General features: G+C 64.0%; 17 protein-coding genes. 10 read left to right on the top strand and 7 right to left on the bottom strand.

Features of this window, described 5'->3' with window-relative positions; translation table 11 throughout:
* Positions 1–132 precede the first annotated feature (132 nt).
* Together AC1D3B_RS12230 and AC1D3B_RS12225 are read right to left on the bottom strand one after the other, a co-directional pair.
* The gene (locus AC1D3B_RS12230) at positions 133–612 is read right to left on the bottom strand and encodes a CoxG family protein (RefSeq protein WP_478190934.1); all 480 of its coding nucleotides are present in this window, start codon (positions 610–612) and stop codon (positions 133–135) included.
* Between the two features lie 30 nt (positions 613–642).
* Positions 643–1356: a TetR/AcrR family transcriptional regulator gene (locus tag AC1D3B_RS12225; RefSeq protein ID WP_478190933.1), complete on the bottom strand. Its 714-nt coding sequence runs from the start codon at positions 1354–1356 to the stop codon at positions 643–645.
* Between the two features lie 235 nt (positions 1357–1591).
* Between AC1D3B_RS12225 and AC1D3B_RS12220 the strand changes: the two genes are divergently transcribed.
* From AC1D3B_RS12220 to AC1D3B_RS12200, 5 genes are all read left to right on the top strand, one after another.
* Positions 1592–2461, top strand: coding sequence for an FAD binding domain-containing protein (locus AC1D3B_RS12220; protein WP_478190932.1), 870 nt, complete (start codon positions 1592–1594; stop codon positions 2459–2461).
* Positions 2448–2939, top strand: coding sequence for a (2Fe-2S)-binding protein (locus AC1D3B_RS12215; RefSeq protein ID WP_478190931.1), 492 nt, complete (start codon positions 2448–2450; stop codon positions 2937–2939). The genes AC1D3B_RS12220 and AC1D3B_RS12215 overlap by 14 nt, the downstream gene beginning before the upstream one ends.
* A complete protein-coding gene (locus AC1D3B_RS12210) occupies positions 2936–5326 on the top strand; it encodes a xanthine dehydrogenase family protein molybdopterin-binding subunit (protein ID WP_478190930.1) in 2391 nt (796 codons plus the stop codon). Before AC1D3B_RS12215 ends, AC1D3B_RS12210 begins: the two co-directional genes overlap by 4 nt.
* 141 nt (positions 5327–5467) lie before the next feature.
* A complete protein-coding gene (locus AC1D3B_RS12205) occupies positions 5468–6361 on the top strand; it encodes an alpha/beta hydrolase (protein ID WP_478190929.1) in 894 nt (297 codons plus the stop codon).
* 78 nt (positions 6362–6439) lie between these two features.
* A complete protein-coding gene (locus AC1D3B_RS12200) occupies positions 6440–7444 on the top strand; it encodes a Bug family tripartite tricarboxylate transporter substrate binding protein (RefSeq protein WP_478190928.1) in 1005 nt (334 codons plus the stop codon).
* Here the strand turns inward: AC1D3B_RS12200 and AC1D3B_RS12195 are convergent.
* From AC1D3B_RS12195 to AC1D3B_RS12175, 5 genes are all read right to left on the bottom strand, one after another.
* Positions 7441–8466, bottom strand: a complete 1026-nt coding sequence (locus tag AC1D3B_RS12195; RefSeq protein ID WP_478190927.1) for an aldo/keto reductase — start codon at positions 8464–8466, stop codon at positions 7441–7443. The genes AC1D3B_RS12200 and AC1D3B_RS12195 overlap by 4 nt on opposite strands.
* A gap of 78 nt (positions 8467–8544) precedes the next feature.
* Positions 8545–9489 carry a LysR family transcriptional regulator gene (locus tag AC1D3B_RS12190; RefSeq protein ID WP_478190926.1) on the bottom strand — a complete coding sequence of 315 codons (945 nt, stop codon included), beginning with the start codon at positions 9487–9489 and terminating at the stop codon, positions 8545–8547.
* Between the two features lie 45 nt (positions 9490–9534).
* On the bottom strand, positions 9535–10428 hold the full coding sequence (locus AC1D3B_RS12185; protein ID WP_478190925.1) for an NAD(P)-dependent oxidoreductase: 894 nt from the start codon (positions 10426–10428) through the stop codon (positions 9535–9537).
* A gap of 23 nt (positions 10429–10451) precedes the next feature.
* Entirely contained in the window at positions 10452–11927 is a 1476-nt protein-coding gene (locus AC1D3B_RS12180; protein ID WP_478190924.1) for an NAD-dependent succinate-semialdehyde dehydrogenase, read from the bottom strand.
* Positions 11928–11935: 8 nt separating this feature from the next.
* A complete protein-coding gene (locus AC1D3B_RS12175) occupies positions 11936–12901 on the bottom strand; it encodes a 2-hydroxyacid dehydrogenase (protein ID WP_478190923.1) in 966 nt (321 codons plus the stop codon).
* A 143-nt stretch (positions 12902–13044) separates the two neighbouring features.
* On the opposite strand from AC1D3B_RS12175, the gene AC1D3B_RS12170 reads away from it, so the two are divergent.
* The 5 genes from AC1D3B_RS12170 (at position 13045) to AC1D3B_RS12150 (ending at position 17395) form a co-directional block, all read left to right on the top strand.
* Complete coding sequence (locus AC1D3B_RS12170; RefSeq protein ID WP_478190922.1) at positions 13045–13887, top strand: FadR/GntR family transcriptional regulator; 843 nt, start codon at positions 13045–13047, stop codon at positions 13885–13887.
* Between the two features lie 138 nt (positions 13888–14025).
* Positions 14026–15030, top strand: coding sequence for a Bug family tripartite tricarboxylate transporter substrate binding protein (locus tag AC1D3B_RS12165; protein ID WP_478190921.1), 1005 nt, complete (start codon positions 14026–14028; stop codon positions 15028–15030).
* 20 nt (positions 15031–15050) lie between these two features.
* A complete protein-coding gene (locus AC1D3B_RS12160; protein WP_478190920.1) occupies positions 15051–15842 on the top strand; it encodes an SDR family NAD(P)-dependent oxidoreductase in 792 nt (263 codons plus the stop codon).
* Positions 15843–15905: 63 nt separating this feature from the next.
* Complete coding sequence (locus AC1D3B_RS12155) at positions 15906–16760, top strand: SDR family NAD(P)-dependent oxidoreductase (protein ID WP_478190919.1); 855 nt, start codon at positions 15906–15908, stop codon at positions 16758–16760.
* Positions 16761–16777: 17 nt separating this feature from the next.
* A complete protein-coding gene (locus AC1D3B_RS12150; protein WP_478190918.1) occupies positions 16778–17395 on the top strand; it encodes an NIPSNAP family protein in 618 nt (205 codons plus the stop codon).
* The last annotated feature ends 1 nt before the right edge of the window (position 17396 follow it).

The following is a 17396-nucleotide window of genomic DNA, read 5'->3' as shown; positions in this document are numbered from 1 at the left end:
GTTGTTGCCGAGGCCAACGCTTGCAGCCCGCGCCTGCCGGACCGGTGCATTCTTGACGTTTGCATCGCTGGTTGAGGCGACATGATTCATTGGCGCCATCGCAGCATCTTCTGCCTCGGCAGGCAGGCGCCGCTAGACCTTGGCGTTGTCTTGTGAGGCCTCGCAAGACATGTTTTCCCACTGCGCGGCGAAGCGCGAGAAGAACTGGTCCGCCAGCTTTCTCGCGGCCGCATCGATTAATCGGGAGCCCACCTGAGCGAGCTTGCCGCCCACTTGGGCATGGGCTACATAGTGAAGTTCCGTCCCGTCGGCAACCGCCTCCAGCCGGACACTGGCCGAGCCCTTTGCCAGGCCGGCGGGACCGGCATTGCCGGTGAAGATCACCTTGTAGCGGCTGGGCTCCACAAGATCGGTCAACTCAATCGTGCCGCGGAAGCGGGCCGAAACTGGCCCGATGCGCGTGGCGACGACGACATCGTAGGTGTGGGCCGCATCCAGCGGCGTCACCAACTCGCATCCGGGAATGCACGGCGCGAGGCGTTTCGGATCAATGAGAAAGTCCCACACCTGTTGTGGCGTGGCCGGAAGAAGTTTCTGGTTGCTGATTTCCATTGAGTTTCTCTTCTGCTGAAGTGCGTGCTTCTAGCCTTTGGTCTTGCGATGGCGCGTGTAGATGGCTGCCGCGCCAGCAAGAAACATATCGATGTTCAGTTCGATGCGCTCGTCTGTCGGCAGGACGCCGTGGCGGTACACCCACTGCCTGATACCCGCGTGAAACACCATGCCGTGGAGCTGCGCTATCAGCTCCTCCTCAAGCGGCGTGAATCCTTCGTCCCCGGCCGGGGGCATGCCGTGGTGCCTGCGAACCTGGTTGAGCACTGCCGGCCAAAGCGTCCGCCGCAGCAGTGCCCGGTACTTCCTGCTGACGTCCAGCCCTGCAAGCCCGGCGTACAGGAAGATGCGCACCCAGCGGGACGTATGAATCACGCGGTCGTAGTCGATGTACAGCGCCACCAGCCTGTCTTTCAGCGGCACGTCATCCACCGAGATCATTTCGGTCCAGCGCGGACTCCACCTGACTTCGAACACTTCCTGGTAGACCCTCTCCAGCAGCGCCTCCTTGTTCGGGAAATACCTGAACAGCAAGCCACTGGTCACGCCCAGCCGTCGCGCAAGTTCGCGCATCTGGCCATCGAACCCCTTCTCCGCGAAGAAGTCGATTGCCGCCTCCAAGATCTGCTGCTCGCGCTCGCGAGGCTGCAGCCGGCTCCTCTTGGGCACCCTGGTCTCGCCGGCCTGCTTCGCCCGGCTCTTTCCGGGGTGAGCTGCAGTCGCAGGCAACTCTTTGTTGATCATTCAGTCATTATCTTCATCGCGATTTTGCTGTCAATCGATCTTTCCTTCGCATCGACTGGCTCGCTAAGTAGCTTGGTTCAGCAGCGCCGTTGATCTTCCGCAAAGATCTCGAACGCAGTTGCATAATGACCAACTGCTTATTAGCATGGCGCCCTTGTATGCAGGAGATTTCCATGAATTTGCTTAGGCGTCAGGCGGCGCGGGCGGCTCGCCGCGTCGGCAAGGAGCCGCGCGCATGAAAGCCGCCAATGTTCGAATCGCGAGGCCCGCCACCGTCGAGGAGGCCTTGGCGCTGGCGGCCGAGTTCGGGCCGGATGCCAAGTTCATCGCGGGCGGCCAGAGCCTCGTGCCGGCGCTGAACCTGCGCATGGCCTCCGCATCCGTGCTGATCGACCTTGCCGCGCTTCCTTCCATGAAAGGAATTTCGGAGGAGGCCGGACAATTGGTCGTCAGGGCATGCACCACCTACACGCAGGCGCGGACGCATCCAAAGATCCTTAGCAGCTTCCCGCTTCTTGCAAAAGGCATCGGGCATGTTGCCCACGCTGCGATTCGCAATGTGGGCACTGTGGGCGGCAGCCTCGCCCTTGCAGACCCCGCGGCGGAGATGCCCGCCATGGCGCTCGCACTCGGGGCACGTATCAAGGTGCTTGGCCAGGCAGGCGCGCGGATGGTCGAGGCGGAGTCGTTCTTCAAGGGCCTCTATGAGACAGACCTCGCAGACGGCGAAATGCTTGCCGAGGTGCATTGGCCAACGGAGCGCTGGGACGCGTGGGGTTTCCAGGAAATCGCTCGCCGGCGGGGCGACTATGCGACGGCAGGCGTGATCCTTCTTGCACGCGCACGGCCGGAGGGCGCCCCGGAGGTGCGCATCTGCGCCTTCGGCGTCTCATCCCGGCCATGCCTCCTCCCGAAGACGGCCCAAGCCGTGGCAGAAGCCATCGAATCGGGCCGGACGGCCGATGACGCCGTGGCGCAAGCCTGCACCGAGTTGGACATCGAAGCCGACTCCCACACGCCTGCCGAAACGAAGGCACACCTGCTTCGCGTCCTCCTGGGCCGCGAGGTGAAAGCATTGACGGAGTCCTATCGTGAGCGCCTTTGATGATCAGACCGAAGTCACCGTCACGCTGAACGGCAGTGTTCAGACGCGAAAGGTGAACGACCGCAAGCATCTGGCAGATTTCGTCCGCGAGGATCTGGGACTGACAGGGACGCACCTGGGTTGCGAGCACGGCGTTTGTGGAGCCTGCGGAGTTCTCGTCAACGGCACCCTGGTCCGCGGCTGCCTCACATTCGCGGCGCGACTCGACGGCGCAGCGATCACCACGATCGAAGGCGCATCGGACGCAGGAATGATCGACGACATCAAGCAGGCATTCGTCCAGCACAACGCAGGTCAGTGTGGCTTCTGCACGCCCGGAATGCTGCTCGCTGCCCACGAACTCTGCCAGCAGGAACCCGAAGCAAGCCGAGCAGAGATTCGCGAGTTCCTGGCGGGAAACTTCTGCCGCTGCACCGGCTACCAGCCGATCGTGGATGCCATCGAGGCTGTGTTGCGCAAGAGAAGGAACGTGCCATGAACGAGCAGGAAAAGCGCAAGGGTGTTGTCATGGGTGACGCCTCCTGGATCGGGCGTTCGGTCTCTCGCCGGGCGATGGCGGCGCACACGAGCGGTCGCGGCCAGTTTGTGGATGACCTGTCGGCACCCCGCATGGTGCACGCCGCGTTTGTCCGCTCCCCCTATGCCCACGCACGCATCGACGCCATCGACATTGCCACCGCAAAGGAGCGCCCTGGCGTGGTCGCCGTGTTCACCGGCGCTGACATTGCCCGGACCTGCAAGCCCTGGGTCGGCGTACTGACCACCTTCCCCGGAATGCAGTCGGCACCGCAATATCCCCTGCCGCTCGAACTGGCGACCTGGCAGGGCGAAGCCATCGTGATGGTGCTTGCCGAGACGCGAGCGCAAGCCGAGGACGCGTGTGAGTTCGTGGAGATTGCCTGGGCCGAGATCGAGCCCGTGGTCAACCCGCACACCGCGCTGGAAAGCCGACCGATACAGCCGTCGCTGGACAGCAACCTGTGCCTGCACCGCACGTTCGAAACAGACGGCTTCGACAGCGCGATGGGCGAAGCGGAGCTGGTGGTCGAACGCGTGTTTCGTTTCGGCCGCCAGACAGGCGTCACGCTCGAACCCCGCTCGATCCTCGCGTCATTCGACCCGGGACGCGGCACACTGACCGTGCACCAGTCGCACCAGGCGCCGCACATGGTCCGCGACGTGCTGGTCCTCATCTTCGGGCTGCGTGACATTGACGTGCGCGTCCTGACGCCCGATGTGGGGGGCGGGTTTGGCCTGAAGGTGCACATCTACCCGGACGAGATGGCATGCGTCGCCGCGTCGATGCTGCTAGGGCGGCCGGTGAAGTTCGCGGCGGACCGCCTCGAATCTTTTCTTTCTGACATCCACGCCAGGGAGCACACCGTCACTGCCAGCATCGGCGTCAGGAAGAGCGGTGAAATTGTCGGCTTCGACGTCAAGGACGTGGCCGGTATCGGCTCTTATTCCGTCTACCCGCGCACCAGCGCCATGGAGTCCCGGCAGATCGGAAACATCGTGGGCGCGCCCTACCGCCACCGCCACCACCGCGCGGACCTCACCGCGGTGTTCCAGAACAAGGCGCCCACGTCACAGTACAGGGCCGTCGGGCACCCGCTGGCATGCGCCGTGACCGAATGCCTGGTCGATGAAGTGGCTGCCATCCTCAAGCTCGATCCGGTCGCGATGCGGATTCAGAACTACATCCCCGAAGATGCCTACCCGCACACATCGCCAACCGGGATGAGGTTCGAGAAGCTGTCACTGCAGCGCTGCATGCACCAGTTGCTCGAGACCATGCGCTACACGGAACTCCGCGAAGAGAATGCATCGCTGCGTGCGCGCGGCACGCTGCGGGGCATCGGCATCGCAACCGTGGTGGAGCTCAGCAACCCCGCGACTGCCGGCTACGCGGCGGGCGGCGCTCCGATCAGCTCGCAGGATGGCGCGACGATCCGCCTGGAGCCGAGTGGCCTCGTCACATGCCTGGTCACCGTCGGCGAACAGGGCCAGGGCACCGAGACAACCTTCAGCCAGATTGCCGCGACGGCACTCGGGCTTGAGCCAACCCAGGTTCGCATCGTCCATGGCGACACGATGATGACGCCGTTCGGCGGCGGCGCCTGGGGTTCCCGGGGAACCGGCATAGGCGGCGAGACCGTCCTGCAGGCCGCCTTCGCATTGCGGGACCACCTGCTCGCCATCGCCGCGGGGCTTCTCGATGTCCCGGCCGAACGGCTGGCGATTGCCGACGGCTTGATCACGGCCGCGCCGGAGAAGCAAGTGACCTTGTCCGAGATCGCGCGGATCGTCTACTTCGCGCCTCACGAGTTGCCGCCGGGCTGCAAGCCCGAGCTGGTCGCGACGCGCCACTACACGCCGGTGCAGTATCCGCTGTCGTTCACCAACGGCCTGCAGGCCTCATTGGTGGAGGTCGATGCGGACACCGGCAACGTGACGTTGTTGCGGCACTGGGTCGTGGAGGACTGCGGAAGGGTCATCAACCCCATGCTGGTGGACGGGCAGCTTCGCGGTGCAGTCGTGCAGGGCATCGGCTCCGCACTCTACGAAGAAATCCTCTACGACGAGCGCGGTCAGCTGCTCAATGGCACGCTTGCCGACTACCTAGTCCCCATGTCTGCAGAGATGCCCGACATCGACGTCTGCCACATCGAAACTCCTACGGCCACCACGTCCCTAGGCGCGAAGGGTGCGGGCGAGGCCGGTGCGAGTGGGGCGCCTGCGGCCATCTTGAACGCCATCAACGACGCGCTGCAAGGCCTGCTCGCTGAACGGATCGTTCGCACGCCGGTTACGCCTCAGGTCATCCTGGAAGCGTTGGGACGCGTGCCTGCCGCGTCGCACTGACAGCAGCGGTCCGTCGGGAGGTAACAGGATCTGCTGATGCTGTTTGCCATATGCAAACGCAATAGCGCCATCGCAATCTTTTTCTTTTCGGCGCGAGATCGCCTCCCTAGACTGCGCCAACTCTTTTTGCCCTGGAATCTCATGACCACTTTGCAACCGCCAGAAGCGGACGTCCTCGCCATCCAACGCGGCATCGCCGGCTTCGGCCCACGTATCGACGACTCCGTCAACAAAGGAACCCGCGCGCTGTATGCGCCCTTCCTCCTGCCGACGCCCGCTGCCATCGAGCGCCAGGATGTGGAGTACGGCCCCGACGCGCGGCACCGGCTCGACTTGTACAGCGCGGGCGGCCATCAACTTCCGATCGTCGTGTTCGCGCCGGCGGGCGGCTTCAGTGCCGGCGACAAGAGGCCGACCGAATTGTTCTACGGCAACATCGGCCGGTTCTTCGCGTCCCGCGGGTTCCTCGCCGTCACGATGAACTATCGCCTGGCACCGGCGGATCCCTTTCCTGCTGGGCTGGAGGACGTTGCGGCGGCGGTCGAGTGGCTCGCAGCGAACGCCGTGTCGCACGGCGGCGACCCGTCGAGGATCGGTTTAATGGGCCAGGCCGCGGGTGCTTTCCACGTGGCCAGCTACGCGTTCGATCCGAAGACCTCGTCAACGGCATCCGAGCGGGTGCGTGCTGCGGCACTGCTCGGCGGCCACTACTTCGTGCGGGCGCCCCTGACGCCAGGCCAGCAGGGCTACTTCGGCAAGGACTCGGCATTGTTTGCGCAACGCTCCCCGGGCACGCACGTCGCGAATAGCCAGTTGCCCGTGCTCCTGGGCTACTCCGAATTCGAACCGCCGGCGATCGCGCAGCAAACACTCGATTTCGCCAGCGTGCTCACCGCGGTGCGCGGCATCAGCCCACCTGTCCACTGGTTGGCGGGGCACAACCACGTCTCGCCAGTCCTGAGCCTCGGCACCAGCCAGCGAGAGGTCGGCGATCTGCTGGTCCAGTTCTTCAACGCGCATCTTTCGCAGGCCTAGGCCACGGGCGCCCGGCGCACGTGGCATGCCAACCGGCCATCGCAGCCGGTGACCGGGCTACCCACAGCAGGAGACAGCATGAAGCAGGAACAACGAGACAACATGATCTCGCGCAGGAAGGTAGTATCGGCCGCGGCCGGCTTCGCCGCTATAGGCGTGTTCCCGGCGGCGACGCGCGCGCAGGCCTATCCCACGAGACCTGTCAAGCTCATCGTGGGCACGCCGGCGGGTGGCGTCAACGATCAGGTGATGCGCATGGCGGCGATCGATGCCGAGAAGAAGCTGGGGCAGCCTATCGTGATCGAGAACAAAGCCGGCGCCTCGGGCGTGCTGTCCTTCCTCGCGATCAAGGCCGCTGCCGCCGACGGCTATACCATCGGGGTGGCGACACCGGCCCTTTGGCGGCAGCCCATCCTCGAAGACGTGGCATATGACCCGCTGAAGGATTTCACGTACATCATCAACTTGTCCGAGAGTGTTTTCGCGGTTATTGTCCGGGAGGACTCGCTCTTCAAGACCTGGGCGGACCTGATCGCCTACGGCCGCGCAAATCCCGACAAGGTTTCCTACGGCGCCCCACCCGGCCCGAATCAAACGAGCCATATTCTGATGGAGGGCGTCGCGCGCCACGAACGCATGAACTGGACGCCCGTCGGCTACCGGGGCAGCAGCGAAAGCATCACGGCCCTGCTTGGCGGGCACATCAGCTTCTCTGTCGAGCCCATCGTCAGCGTGGGCGAGATGGTCCGGTCCGGCAAGGCACGCTACCTGGCTATTGCAGGCGCCGAAAGGCTCAGGAACTGGCCGAACGTTCCGACGCTCAAGGAACTCGGCTACCCCATCTACACGGTGGACACGCCCGCGGGCCTCATCGGCCCGGCGAACATGCCGGCGGACGCCGTCAAGGTCTTGCATGACGTGTTCAAGTTCGCGCTGGACCAGCCCGCTGTGTCCAGTCTTCTCGAACGATCCGACCAGACGCCGCGCTACATGGGAACAACGGAATTCAGGAACTACGTCGCGCGCGCGTACCAGGAGCAGCGCGAGCTCCTGGTGAAGTACGGCATGGCCAAGAAGCGCTAGTCTGCGGCCTTCGGAATGCGTCCTTTCAGCGGGTACAACGGATCGACGTATCCGTACATGGACGCGTAGCCAGGCGGCACCAGTTCGTCGACGAACTTCTCATCTTCGTCCTGCAATCGGACCGGCAGGCACGCGACGTACTCTTTCCACTGCTCGAGCGTTCTCGGGCCGCCGATGACGCCGTTGATGAGCCGGTTGCGCAAGACCCAGCCTACCGCGAAGCTCACGGGGCTGAGGTTCCGCTTCTCCGCATGGTCCTTGAACCACTGTGAGAGTTCGACGGAACGTGGCTGGAATTCGGTCTGCAGCATTCGTTTGTCTCCCCGGCCCGCGCGGCTCGCCGGATCCGGCGCCTCGTTGGGGCGGTATTTCCCGGAGAGCACGCCCCGGGCCAACGGGCTGTAGGCCACGACTCCAACCCCGTAGTAGTCGCAAGTCGGCAAGAGCTCCGTCTCGATCTGCCTGTTGACGGCGCTGTACGGCGGCTGGCACGCGATCGGCGCTGGTACACCCATCCTGCGCGCCGTCTCGACAAGGCACGCGAGTCGCCAGGCGCTGAAGTTGGAGACGCCGTAGTAGCGAATCTTGCCGGTTTCGATAAGCCGCGCCATCGTGCCAACCATCTCCTCGACCGGCGTCTCCTCGTCGTCGCGGTGCATGTAATAAAGGTCGATCCAGTCCGTGCCCAGGCGGCGCAGGCTATGCTCGACCTCCAGCGTCAGCCAGCGCCTGGAGAGGCCGCGGTCGTTCGGCTCCTTGCCGACTGGATTGGCCACCTTGGTGGCCAGCACCCAACGCTCGCGGTCGGATGCGATCAGCCGCCCGACCACCCGCTCCGATTCACCGGATGCGTAGTTGTCCGCGGTGTCGATGGCATTCAGCCCGGCATCGCGCGTAACCGCGACGATGTTGCGTGCCTCCGCCTCGTCGGTCTGGCTACCGAACATCATTGTGCCTAGCCAGAGCTGGGGCACACGCAGGCCGCTGCGGCCGAGGGGTTTGTTGTCGATGCTGGAACTCATGAGGAAGACCCTGAAGGATGGTTGACGAATGGCCGCGCGCCGAAGCGCCTTTGGTGCCTGGAAAAAAAGGGTGTCCGGTCAAGCTTGCACGCACTCGGGCGCAAGCGAATGCGCGCAGCGCAGCGACTCGAGCTGGTTGCGAGCCATCTCGAGGAACTTCATGGCCGTATCTGAAAGGCTGTGGCCTTCCCGCATGTGCACCATGAGCCGCGCCTGGGCCTCGGGCCCGTTCAGCGGCTTGACCGCGAGGCCCGCCGCCGACGGATTGCCGTAGACCAGGAATCCAGGCAGGACGATGCAACCGAAACCCTGCTGCGCCAGCGCAAGCGCGGTTGTGACAAGTGTCGTCTCGAAGACGGGGCGAAATGCAACGCCGGCCGAAGCGAAGCTTTCGTTGATCCGCTCCTGGACGCTGCCCCGCGTCATGTTGATGATGGGCTCACCGACGAGATCCCCCCACGTCACATAGTGCTTTGCGGCGAGCCGGGAGTTGGGCGGACACACAACGCTGAAGGAATCTGTCGCCAGCGTCACACGCGAAATGTGGTCGGGCTCGCGCTCATAGAACCCGACGCAGAACTCGACTTCTTCCGCCAGCACGCGCTGCATGATGGTTGCATCGCCCGCGTCGTGCATGGCGACACGGATCTCGGGGAAGCTGTCCTGGAACTCCCTCAGCACATGCGGTATGAGTGAGGCGGCCAGCGAAGCGGAGGCACTGAACGTCAGCCGGCTCTCGAAGCCCCTTCCGTGGTCGTGCAGCTCCATCTCCAGCGCGTCGGTGCGCGCGAGTATTGCCTCGACGCGGCCAAAAGCCTCATCAGCGGCGCGCGTTGGCCGGAGGAATCGCGGCGTCCTCTCGAACAGCTTGACGCTAAGCAAGTCCTCGAGCTGGCGTATCAGGGCGCTCATGGCCGGCTGCGTCACGTGCATGGCCTCCGCTGCATGCGTCAAGTTGCGCTGGCGATAGGTCAGCACAAACGCACGCATCTGGCGCAGCGTGACATTCGATTGAATGGTCATGTCTCGCTCGATCCGCAGAGAGCTACAGCGCGGCGGCAACGCCGCCTATGGCGTGCGCATCTGGCCGGCGTCCGCGATCAGCCGCGCCAGCTCTGGCATCAGTGCGCCGGGATGGCTTTGCGCCGCGGCGGTCAGCGTCTCGTAGACCGCCTCCGCGATGGACCGGGCACCGTGCGATTCTTGCGCCATCGCAACGTAGTAGCCAAGGTCTTTCTGCGCGTTCGACACCGTGAATCGAAGGCCGCTCGGGTCGTTGGACAAAAGAAAGGGCTTGATCCGCTCCAGCGCTGTACCTGCGCCCCCGCCCTGGGCAAGGATACTGAGGAAGGTTTCCGCCGGAATCCCGGCGCGTCCGGCGCCGGCCGCGGCCTCCGCGATCAACGCGACAGAGCCGAGCGAAACGTAGTTGTGCAGCAGCTTCATCCGGTGACCCGACCCCACAGGCCCGATGTGCGTGATGTTCTCTGCGAAGCACGCCAGCAGCGGCCGGACTTCGGCCAGCACGTCCGCCTCTCCTCCGACCAGCAGGTTCAGCCTTCCTTCGGCCGCTTCCTTCGGCGTGCGCGTCATGGCAGCATCGATGAAGCGACCGTTGGCCTTGAGCACAAGCTGCGCCATCCGCTCCGTGGACGATGGAATCGCGGTCGAGCAATCGATGATCAAGGTGCCGGGGCGAATCCCCTGCAGGATGCCGTCCTCGACCGTCAGCACTGCCTCCACTTGCGGTGATCCGGTCACGCACAGTATGACGATGTCGACCGCCCCCGCGAGTTCGCTCCCTTTCGCAAACGTGCGGGCGCCTGCCGCCTTGAGCGCGTCCAGCGGCTGGTTTCCCGGATGCTCCAGTAACGCCAAGGCATGGCGGTGCTTGAGGATATTGGTGGCGATGCCGTGACCCATGAGCCCGACGCCCACCAGTCCAACTTGCATTTGATTCATTGCTTTTCCTGTTGCCGGCAGCCTCAATGGCTACGCGGTTCTTTCTTGATCAGGCCACCTGCACACACGTACTTGATTTCCAGGTAGTCGTCCACGCCGTACTTCGAGCCTTCACGTCCGACGCCCGATTCCTTCACACCCCCGAACGGCGCCAGTTCCGTCGATATCAGCCCTTCGTTCAGGCCGACGATGCCGACCTCCAGCGCCTCTGCAACGTGCCAGGCCCGCGCATAGTCCTGCGTGTAGAAGTAGGCCGCGAGGCCAAATGGCGTGTCGTTCGCCATGGCTATCACCTCCTCGTCGGTCGTGAATCGAATCAAGGGCGCGACGGGGCCAAATGTTTCCTCGGACATCAGCTTCGATCTTGGCGAAACGTTCGCCAGGATGGTCGGCACAAAGAAGCGGCCGCCCAGGCTGTGCGATACGCCGCCCGAAATGATCGTCGCGCCCAGCGCTACCGCGTCGTCGATGTGCTCCCGCACTTTCGCCACCGCGGCATCGTCGATCAGCGGCCCGAGGTTCACACCCGGCTCAAGGCCATCGCCGACAACCTGGGCTTCCACGACCTGCTTCAATTTCTCTGCGAAGCGGTCATAGATGCTGTCGTGCACGAAGATCCGGTTTGCGCAAACGCATGTCTGGCCGGCGTTGCGGAACTTCGAGGCCATGACGCCCGCGACCGCCGCGTCGAGATCGGCATCGCCAAACACGATGAACGGCGCGTTGCCGCCAAGCTCCATCGAAACCTTCTTCACCGTCTGCGCGCACTGTGCCATGAGCTGCTTGCCTATCTCAGTGGAGCCCGTGAACGACAGCTTGCGCACCGTCGGGTTGCCCGTAAGCTCTGCGCCGACAACCGAGGCGGCGCCCGTCACGATGTTGATGACGCCCGAAGGAATTCCGGCCTCCAGTGCCAACTGCCCGAGCGCAAGCGCAGAGAACGGCGTGGCGGATGCAGGCTTGATGACGATCGTGCAGCCGGCGGCGAGGGCTGCGCCGGCCTTGCGCGTGATCATGGCGTTGGGGAAGTTCCACGGCGTGATCGCGGCCACAACACCCACCGGTTGCTTGATCACGACAATGCGCCGGTCGGTGGTCGCCGCCGGGATAACGTCCCCGTAAACGCGCTTGGCTTCCTCGGAGAACCATTCGATGAAGCTCGATCCGTACGCGATCTCCCCTTTGGCCTCCTGCAGGGGCTTGCCCTGTTCCAGCGTGAGGAGCATCGCGAGGTCGTCCTGGTAGCCCGTGCACATGTCAAACCAGCGGCGCATCAGTCGGGAGCGCTCCTTGGCACTCGTTTCCCGCCACGGCGCCAACGCGCGATGCGCGGCGGCGACAGCGGCCCGCACATCCGCCGTCGTGAGGCGTGGCACCGTGCCGATCACGCTGTTGTCCGCAGGATTGGTCACCTGGATCGTCTCGGAGTCCGAGGAATCGATCCATTGGCCACCGACAAGGCATTGTTGGCGGAATAGTTCGGGATGTCGAAGGTTCATGGTTCGATTCAGCAAAGTAGGTTGGTTGGTGTTCCACCGCGGGACAGCGCTTCGACGCCGTGGATCAGGAGCCACCCCATCGCGTCCCGCGTCTCGGTCGTCGCGCTTCCGATGTGAGGCGTCATGAAAACGTTGTCCAGCGCCCGGTAGCCCGGGAAAACGTTGGGCTCGTTCGCGAAGACGTCGAGGCCCGCGCCGCTCAGGCGGCCACTCTCCAACGCTTGCACCAGTGCGGCGTCGTCAACGAGGTCACCACGCGAAATGTTCACGACCACCGCACCGGCGGGAAGCCGCGCGATGCGAGCTGCATCGATGACGCCGCGCAGCGCAGGCGTTCCGGGCGCCGCAATCACGAAGATGTCGCTGTTTTGCAGGAGGCTGTCGAGGGTTTCGTGGTAGACCGCGCCGTCGTCCGCGTCGGATCGCGTGCGGTTGTGGTAGTGGACGGTCAGGCCGAACGCTCGTGCTCGCGCGGCGATCGCCCTCCCAATCCGGCCCATGCCGAAGATTCCCAGGCGCTTGCCCACCAAGCCCATCCCGAGCAGCTGCGTTGGGGCCCATCCGGGCCACGCGCCACTGCGCACCATCCGGTCCGCCTCGAACCCGCGGCGGCAGGCGTTCAGCACCAACATCATGGCGACTTCGGCGCATGCGTCGCTCAGGACGTCGGGGGTGTGCAGAACGTGTACCCCCGCCTGACGCGCCACTTCCATGTCGATGTGGTCGAACCCGACGGACAGGGTCGCAACGAAGCGCAGCGCCGGAGACAGCTCGGTGATCACCGCCTTGTTCACCACCTCCGTCGCGCTCACAAACAGAAGCTCACACCCCTTCGCCGCCCGCACGATTTCGTCCGGCAGGAGAATGGAGTCGTCCGCATTGATCTGCATGTCGAACCGCTCGCGAAGCGCGCCTTCGACATTGGGCGTGTACCTGCGGCAGAGGAATGCCTTGGGCTTGGTGATGGAAGACATTGAGGGATCGGTTGATTTGACGGGCTCGACCGGCTTATCCGAGGCCGTCGTTGCATGCAATTTGTAGTATCAATTCGTCATACAACTTTGTCAAGCCAATCAGCGCGGTGGTATCCTGCGTCCATCAACTTCAGCCCCCTCCAATGGCGCCCCCTCCCATCGACGACGGCGATGCCCGCACTGCCCCCGACGCCACCCTGGCGGACCGGGTCACGGAACTGATCGCCTCAGATATTCGCAGCCGTGTCTACCCGGTCAACACCCGCTTGCCGACGGAGTTGTCCATGACAGAGCAGTACGGCGTGAGCCGCACCGTCGTGCGCGAAGCCATTGCGCGGCTGAAATCCGAAGGCCTGGTGGAGACCCGCCAGGGCAGCGGAACGGTCGTCCGGGATCTCAAGTGTGCGGATGCCTTTCGCCTCGGTACCCGGTCGGCCGGCGAGGAAGAGAATCCTGCCCGCGGCGTGCTTCGCATCCTGGAACTGCGTCGTGGCATCGAGGCGGAGATGGCGGCACTGGCGGCCGAGCGCCGCACGGCATCCGAGATGAAGCAGATACAGCAGGCACTTCGTGCGATCGCTATTGCGGTGAAAAGTGGTGGCGATGGGGTGCAGGAAGATCTGGCCTTCCACATCGCGATCTCTCGTGCGGCGCATAACGATCATTACACGGACCTCCTAGGCCTTCTCACCCGTGCGCTGCACGATGCAATCCGCGTGACGCGCACCAATGAAGCCCGGAGTTCAGACCTCGCCGCTCAGGTCCTGGCGGAGCACGAAGCGATAGGAGAAGCAATCCGCAGTCGCGACGCGGCGGGCGCGCGCACCGCCGCGTTCCTGCACATGCACAACACCGCGCTCAGGATCGAGCAGGCTGATAAAGCCTTCTGGACGGCCGACAGCCGCGCGGCCGCACGCCGGCTTGAGCTCGCGTCACTTGGCGGGGCAGGCGGCGGAGGCCGCGCCCTCAAGCCGAAACGTTCGTAAGCCGCCCTAGGCCGAAGGGGTGTCGCCCTCCGACACTTCCGCGCGGCGCGCGCGACATCATCGAAATTGATGGCGCCATCAGAATCAATTTATGTGTCGAATTCCTGAGTGCGCATACTCGCGCGCCAAGGAGACAACATGAAAAGATTCATCCGCCTTTCGTCCGCGGTCGCACTGGCCTTCGGCCTTTGTTTTGGTGCGTGCAGTGCGCAAGCCCAAGGGTCGTTTCGCCCGACGCAGCCCATGCGGATCATTGTTCCGTTCGGTGCCGGCGGCTCCAACGATGCTCAGGCGCGCGTCATCGCGGAGCGGTTGCGTACCACCTACGACCAGCCCGTAACCGTCGAGAACCGCCCAGGGGCGGGCGGCATCATCGGCGCGATCGAAGTCGCACGGGCCAAGCCTGACGGCCTGACGCTGTTGCTGTCGAACACGGCGCTGGTGCAAGTGCCACTGACTAACCCCGCCGTGAAGTTCGACCCGCTGAAAGACATCGTCCCGATCGCGCACGTGTCCATGCCGGAAGACGTTTTTGCGATCGACAGCCGGCTTCCATACAAGACGTTGGCGGAGTTCCTTGCCGCGGCCAAACAACCCAATTCGAACTTCAGTTTTGGATCGGCCGGCTATGGGCAGGCCTTCCACCTGTTTGGCATCATGCTCAACCGGGCCGCCGGCGTGAGCCTTCTGCACGTGCCCTACAACGGCGAGGCGCAGATCATCAACGGAATCCTCGGCCATCAGATCAGTTCGGCCTTCTTGACAATCAATGCCGCTAATCCCCACATCAAAACCGGCACCCTGAGGCCCCTGGCCGTGCTCAGCCCGACACGACTCGCCGCGCTTCCCAACGTCCCGACGTTTGCGGAAGGTGGCGTCACGGGTATGGATGTCGTGATCTTTGTTGGCATTTTCGGCCCCCGCGGGCTTCCTGCCGGGACGGCTGCAGCGCTGAATCGAGACATCAACGCCGCCCTTGTCTCGAAAGAACTGCAGCAGCGTTTGGAGGCCATGGAAATTCATGCGGGCCCCTTTATGGAACAGCCGGAGTTCGCAAGCTTCATCCAAACGCAGTTCGGCGTTTGGCAGGAGATCATCAACAGGGAGGGGATCCGCGCCAGCGACACGGCTCCCGCCAAGTGACGCAGCCAGAGGATCTGACAATGACTCAAGTGCAATATGGAAACCTGCTCTCCTTGCAGGGCAAGGTCTTCGTCGTGCTGGGTGCCGGCCAGGGCATCGGCGAACAAGTCGTGTGCGCGCTCTCCCAATGTGGCGCACGTGTCGTCTGCGTCGACTCGTCGCAGGAAAGGGCCGCCGCGGTAGCCGCGACGTACCGGGGCATCGCGTTGTCCGGCAACGTGGCAGACCGCGATGACATGAAGCAGGTGTTCGTCGAAGTCTCCAGACTCCAGGGCGACTCGCCCCTCGGCGTCGTCAACGTGGTCGGTATGGTGATCCGCAACGAGATCTCTGTGGCCGATGAACAAAGCTGGAAAAAGCAGTTCGAGCTGGTGCTCGACCACGCTTGGCTGACATTGCACTTTGGTGCGGCTGCGATGAAAGGGAAAGGCGGCTGCATGACCTTCGTCGGATCCATCGCAGGCAATGCCGTACGCAGCGGTGCCGCCCTCGCCTATGCCAGCGCCAAGGCGGGGCTGCACCACCTGGTGAGGGGTGCAGCACATGAACTCGCACCATCGAGAATCCGCGTGAACGCAGTGGCCCCAGGCCTCACGCGCACACCACGGCTCGTCGCGAACAACCCGCAGGCGTACTGGGATCAGGAAGGCGCACGAATTCCGATGGGGCGCCCCGGCGAGCCGTCGGATGTCGCATCGGCAGTGTTGTACCTCTCGTCGCCGCTGGCCGCCTATGTCACCGGGAATGTGATTGCCGTCGACGGCGGATCATCGCTCGGCGCGGTTGGCGCCTACAACCTCGCCGCCTCCTGAACGGTATCGCGTTCCAGCCCGATCGACTGATGCCGTGATCGCCATGGGGCATCGGAAACAGCGATGGCGCCATCAGAACGATTTGATTTCGCCCTGGCGTGCTCGGCCCTAAAGTGCCGCTGCTGCCACGCGAGTGATCACGGCTTGCGACAAAACAGGAGATATTCAATGCGATTGGAGAACAGAAAGCTGCTGGTGACCGGCGGTGGATCGGGCATCGGGCTCGAAACGGTCAGGCGGTATCTGAGAGAAGGGGCGAAGGTCACTGTGCTCGACCGCGCCGCGACGTCGCTGGCACGTGCGAGAGAGCAGGTGCCCGAAGCGATCGTCCTCGAGTGCGATGTCACCGACGCTCAGGCCGTGGAGCGAGCTGTCGCCGAAGCCGCGCGACGCATGGGCGGCCTAGACGGCGTCGCCAACGTTGCCGGCATCGGCACGCGCAAGTCGTTCGACGACACGACGGCCGACGCCATGATGCGCGATATCAGCGTCAACCTGATGGGGCCGTTCCACGTGATCAAGGCCGCGCTGCCCCACTTCCGCAAGGCAGAGAAGAGCACTGTCGTCAACATCGCGTCCGGTCTCGCTCTGCGCCCGACCGAAGGGCGTACGGCTTACGGAGCTTCCAAGGGCGGCCTGATTGTGATGAGCAAGGCGATCGCTTTGGACTTGGTCAAGGATCGCGTGCGCGTCAACGTGGTGTGTCCCGGACTGATCGACACGCCGCTTTTCCGCGACCCCACCAATGGCCCGCCGATCGAGGGCGCGCAGATCGAGAAGTTGATGGAGCGGCGCATTATCAAGCGACTCGGCGAACCGGGCGAGGTGGCCGATGCGATCCTGTTCCTCACCTCAGACGAATCGTCGTTCATGACGGCTAGCGTGATGGCCGTCGACGGCGGCGGCTCACAGCATTGACCGGCGGAGGCACGAACATGATTATCGAGATGCGCACCTACCAAGTGCGCCCGGGCGCGGCTCGGACTATGGAAGACATGATGGGGAACAACCTTCCCCACCGGGTCCACCTGTCGCCGCTGGGCGGCATGTGGCACACCGTGACCGGTCAGAGCGACACGGTGGTCCACATGTGGCCCTATGATTCCATGCAGCACCGGATGGAGGTCCGGCGCGACATGATCAAACCACCGCACTGGCCACCACCGATGCGTCCGATTCTTCTGGAGATGGACTCGGTCATTCTGCTGCCCGCGCCATTCTCCCCACCGATGAAGCCGGCCCGTTACGGTGCGCTTTATGAGTTCTGCATCGACAGCTACCTGCCCGGCGGGCCAGCTGCCACCCTCGATGCGTGGTCTGGGGCTATCGGCGAACGCACGGAGCATTCGCCGCTCGTGTTCTGTGGCACCACGGAGTTTGGCCGGCTGAACCAGGTGGTGCACGTGTGGGCCTATCGGGATTCGGCGCACCGTGAGTCCGTGCATCGTCGCCTGAAGGAAGAAGGCACCTGGCCGCCCGCGGGCGGCAGGGATTTCTTGCTGCGTCAACAGTCGTTTCTCGCAGAGCCGGCGTGGTGCTCTCCTTTGTGCTGAG

The organism is Variovorax sp. P5_A3, assembly GCF_056400665.1.
This window is presented reverse-complemented; position numbering and strand designations above follow the sequence as displayed.

What these genes read in the sequence shown, in the direction of transcription:
- AC1D3B_RS12225 (WP_478190933.1), bottom strand. Translation starts at nt 1,356, where the DNA reads ATGATCAACAAAGAGTTGCCTGCGACTGCAGCTCACCCCGGAAAGAGC.
- AC1D3B_RS12205 (WP_478190929.1), top strand. Translation starts at nt 5,468, where the DNA reads ATGACCACTTTGCAACCGCCAGAAGCGGACGTCCTCGCCATCCAACGC.
- AC1D3B_RS12220 (WP_478190932.1), top strand. Translation starts at nt 1,592, where the DNA reads ATGAAAGCCGCCAATGTTCGAATCGCGAGGCCCGCCACCGTCGAGGAG.
- AC1D3B_RS12185 (WP_478190925.1), bottom strand. Translation starts at nt 10,428, where the DNA reads ATGAATCAAATGCAAGTTGGACTGGTGGGCGTCGGGCTCATGGGTCAC.
- AC1D3B_RS12165 (WP_478190921.1), top strand. Translation starts at nt 14,026, where the DNA reads ATGAAAAGATTCATCCGCCTTTCGTCCGCGGTCGCACTGGCCTTCGGC.
- AC1D3B_RS12195 (WP_478190927.1), bottom strand. Translation starts at nt 8,466, where the DNA reads ATGAGTTCCAGCATCGACAACAAACCCCTCGGCCGCAGCGGCCTGCGT.
- AC1D3B_RS12155 (WP_478190919.1), top strand. Translation starts at nt 15,906, where the DNA reads ATGGCGCCATCAGAACGATTTGATTTCGCCCTGGCGTGCTCGGCCCTA.
- AC1D3B_RS12180 (WP_478190924.1), bottom strand. Translation starts at nt 11,927, where the DNA reads ATGAACCTTCGACATCCCGAACTATTCCGCCAACAATGCCTTGTCGGT.
- AC1D3B_RS12210 (WP_478190930.1), top strand. Translation starts at nt 2,936, where the DNA reads ATGAACGAGCAGGAAAAGCGCAAGGGTGTTGTCATGGGTGACGCCTCC.
- AC1D3B_RS12200 (WP_478190928.1), top strand. Translation starts at nt 6,440, where the DNA reads ATGAAGCAGGAACAACGAGACAACATGATCTCGCGCAGGAAGGTAGTA.
- AC1D3B_RS12230 (WP_478190934.1), bottom strand. Translation starts at nt 612, where the DNA reads ATGGAAATCAGCAACCAGAAACTTCTTCCGGCCACGCCACAACAGGTG.
- AC1D3B_RS12190 (WP_478190926.1), bottom strand. Translation starts at nt 9,489, where the DNA reads ATGACCATTCAATCGAATGTCACGCTGCGCCAGATGCGTGCGTTTGTG.
- AC1D3B_RS12175 (WP_478190923.1), bottom strand. Translation starts at nt 12,901, where the DNA reads ATGTCTTCCATCACCAAGCCCAAGGCATTCCTCTGCCGCAGGTACACG.
- AC1D3B_RS12170 (WP_478190922.1), top strand. Translation starts at nt 13,045, where the DNA reads ATGGCGCCCCCTCCCATCGACGACGGCGATGCCCGCACTGCCCCCGAC.
- AC1D3B_RS12160 (WP_478190920.1), top strand. Translation starts at nt 15,051, where the DNA reads ATGACTCAAGTGCAATATGGAAACCTGCTCTCCTTGCAGGGCAAGGTC.
- AC1D3B_RS12150 (WP_478190918.1), top strand. Translation starts at nt 16,778, where the DNA reads ATGATTATCGAGATGCGCACCTACCAAGTGCGCCCGGGCGCGGCTCGG.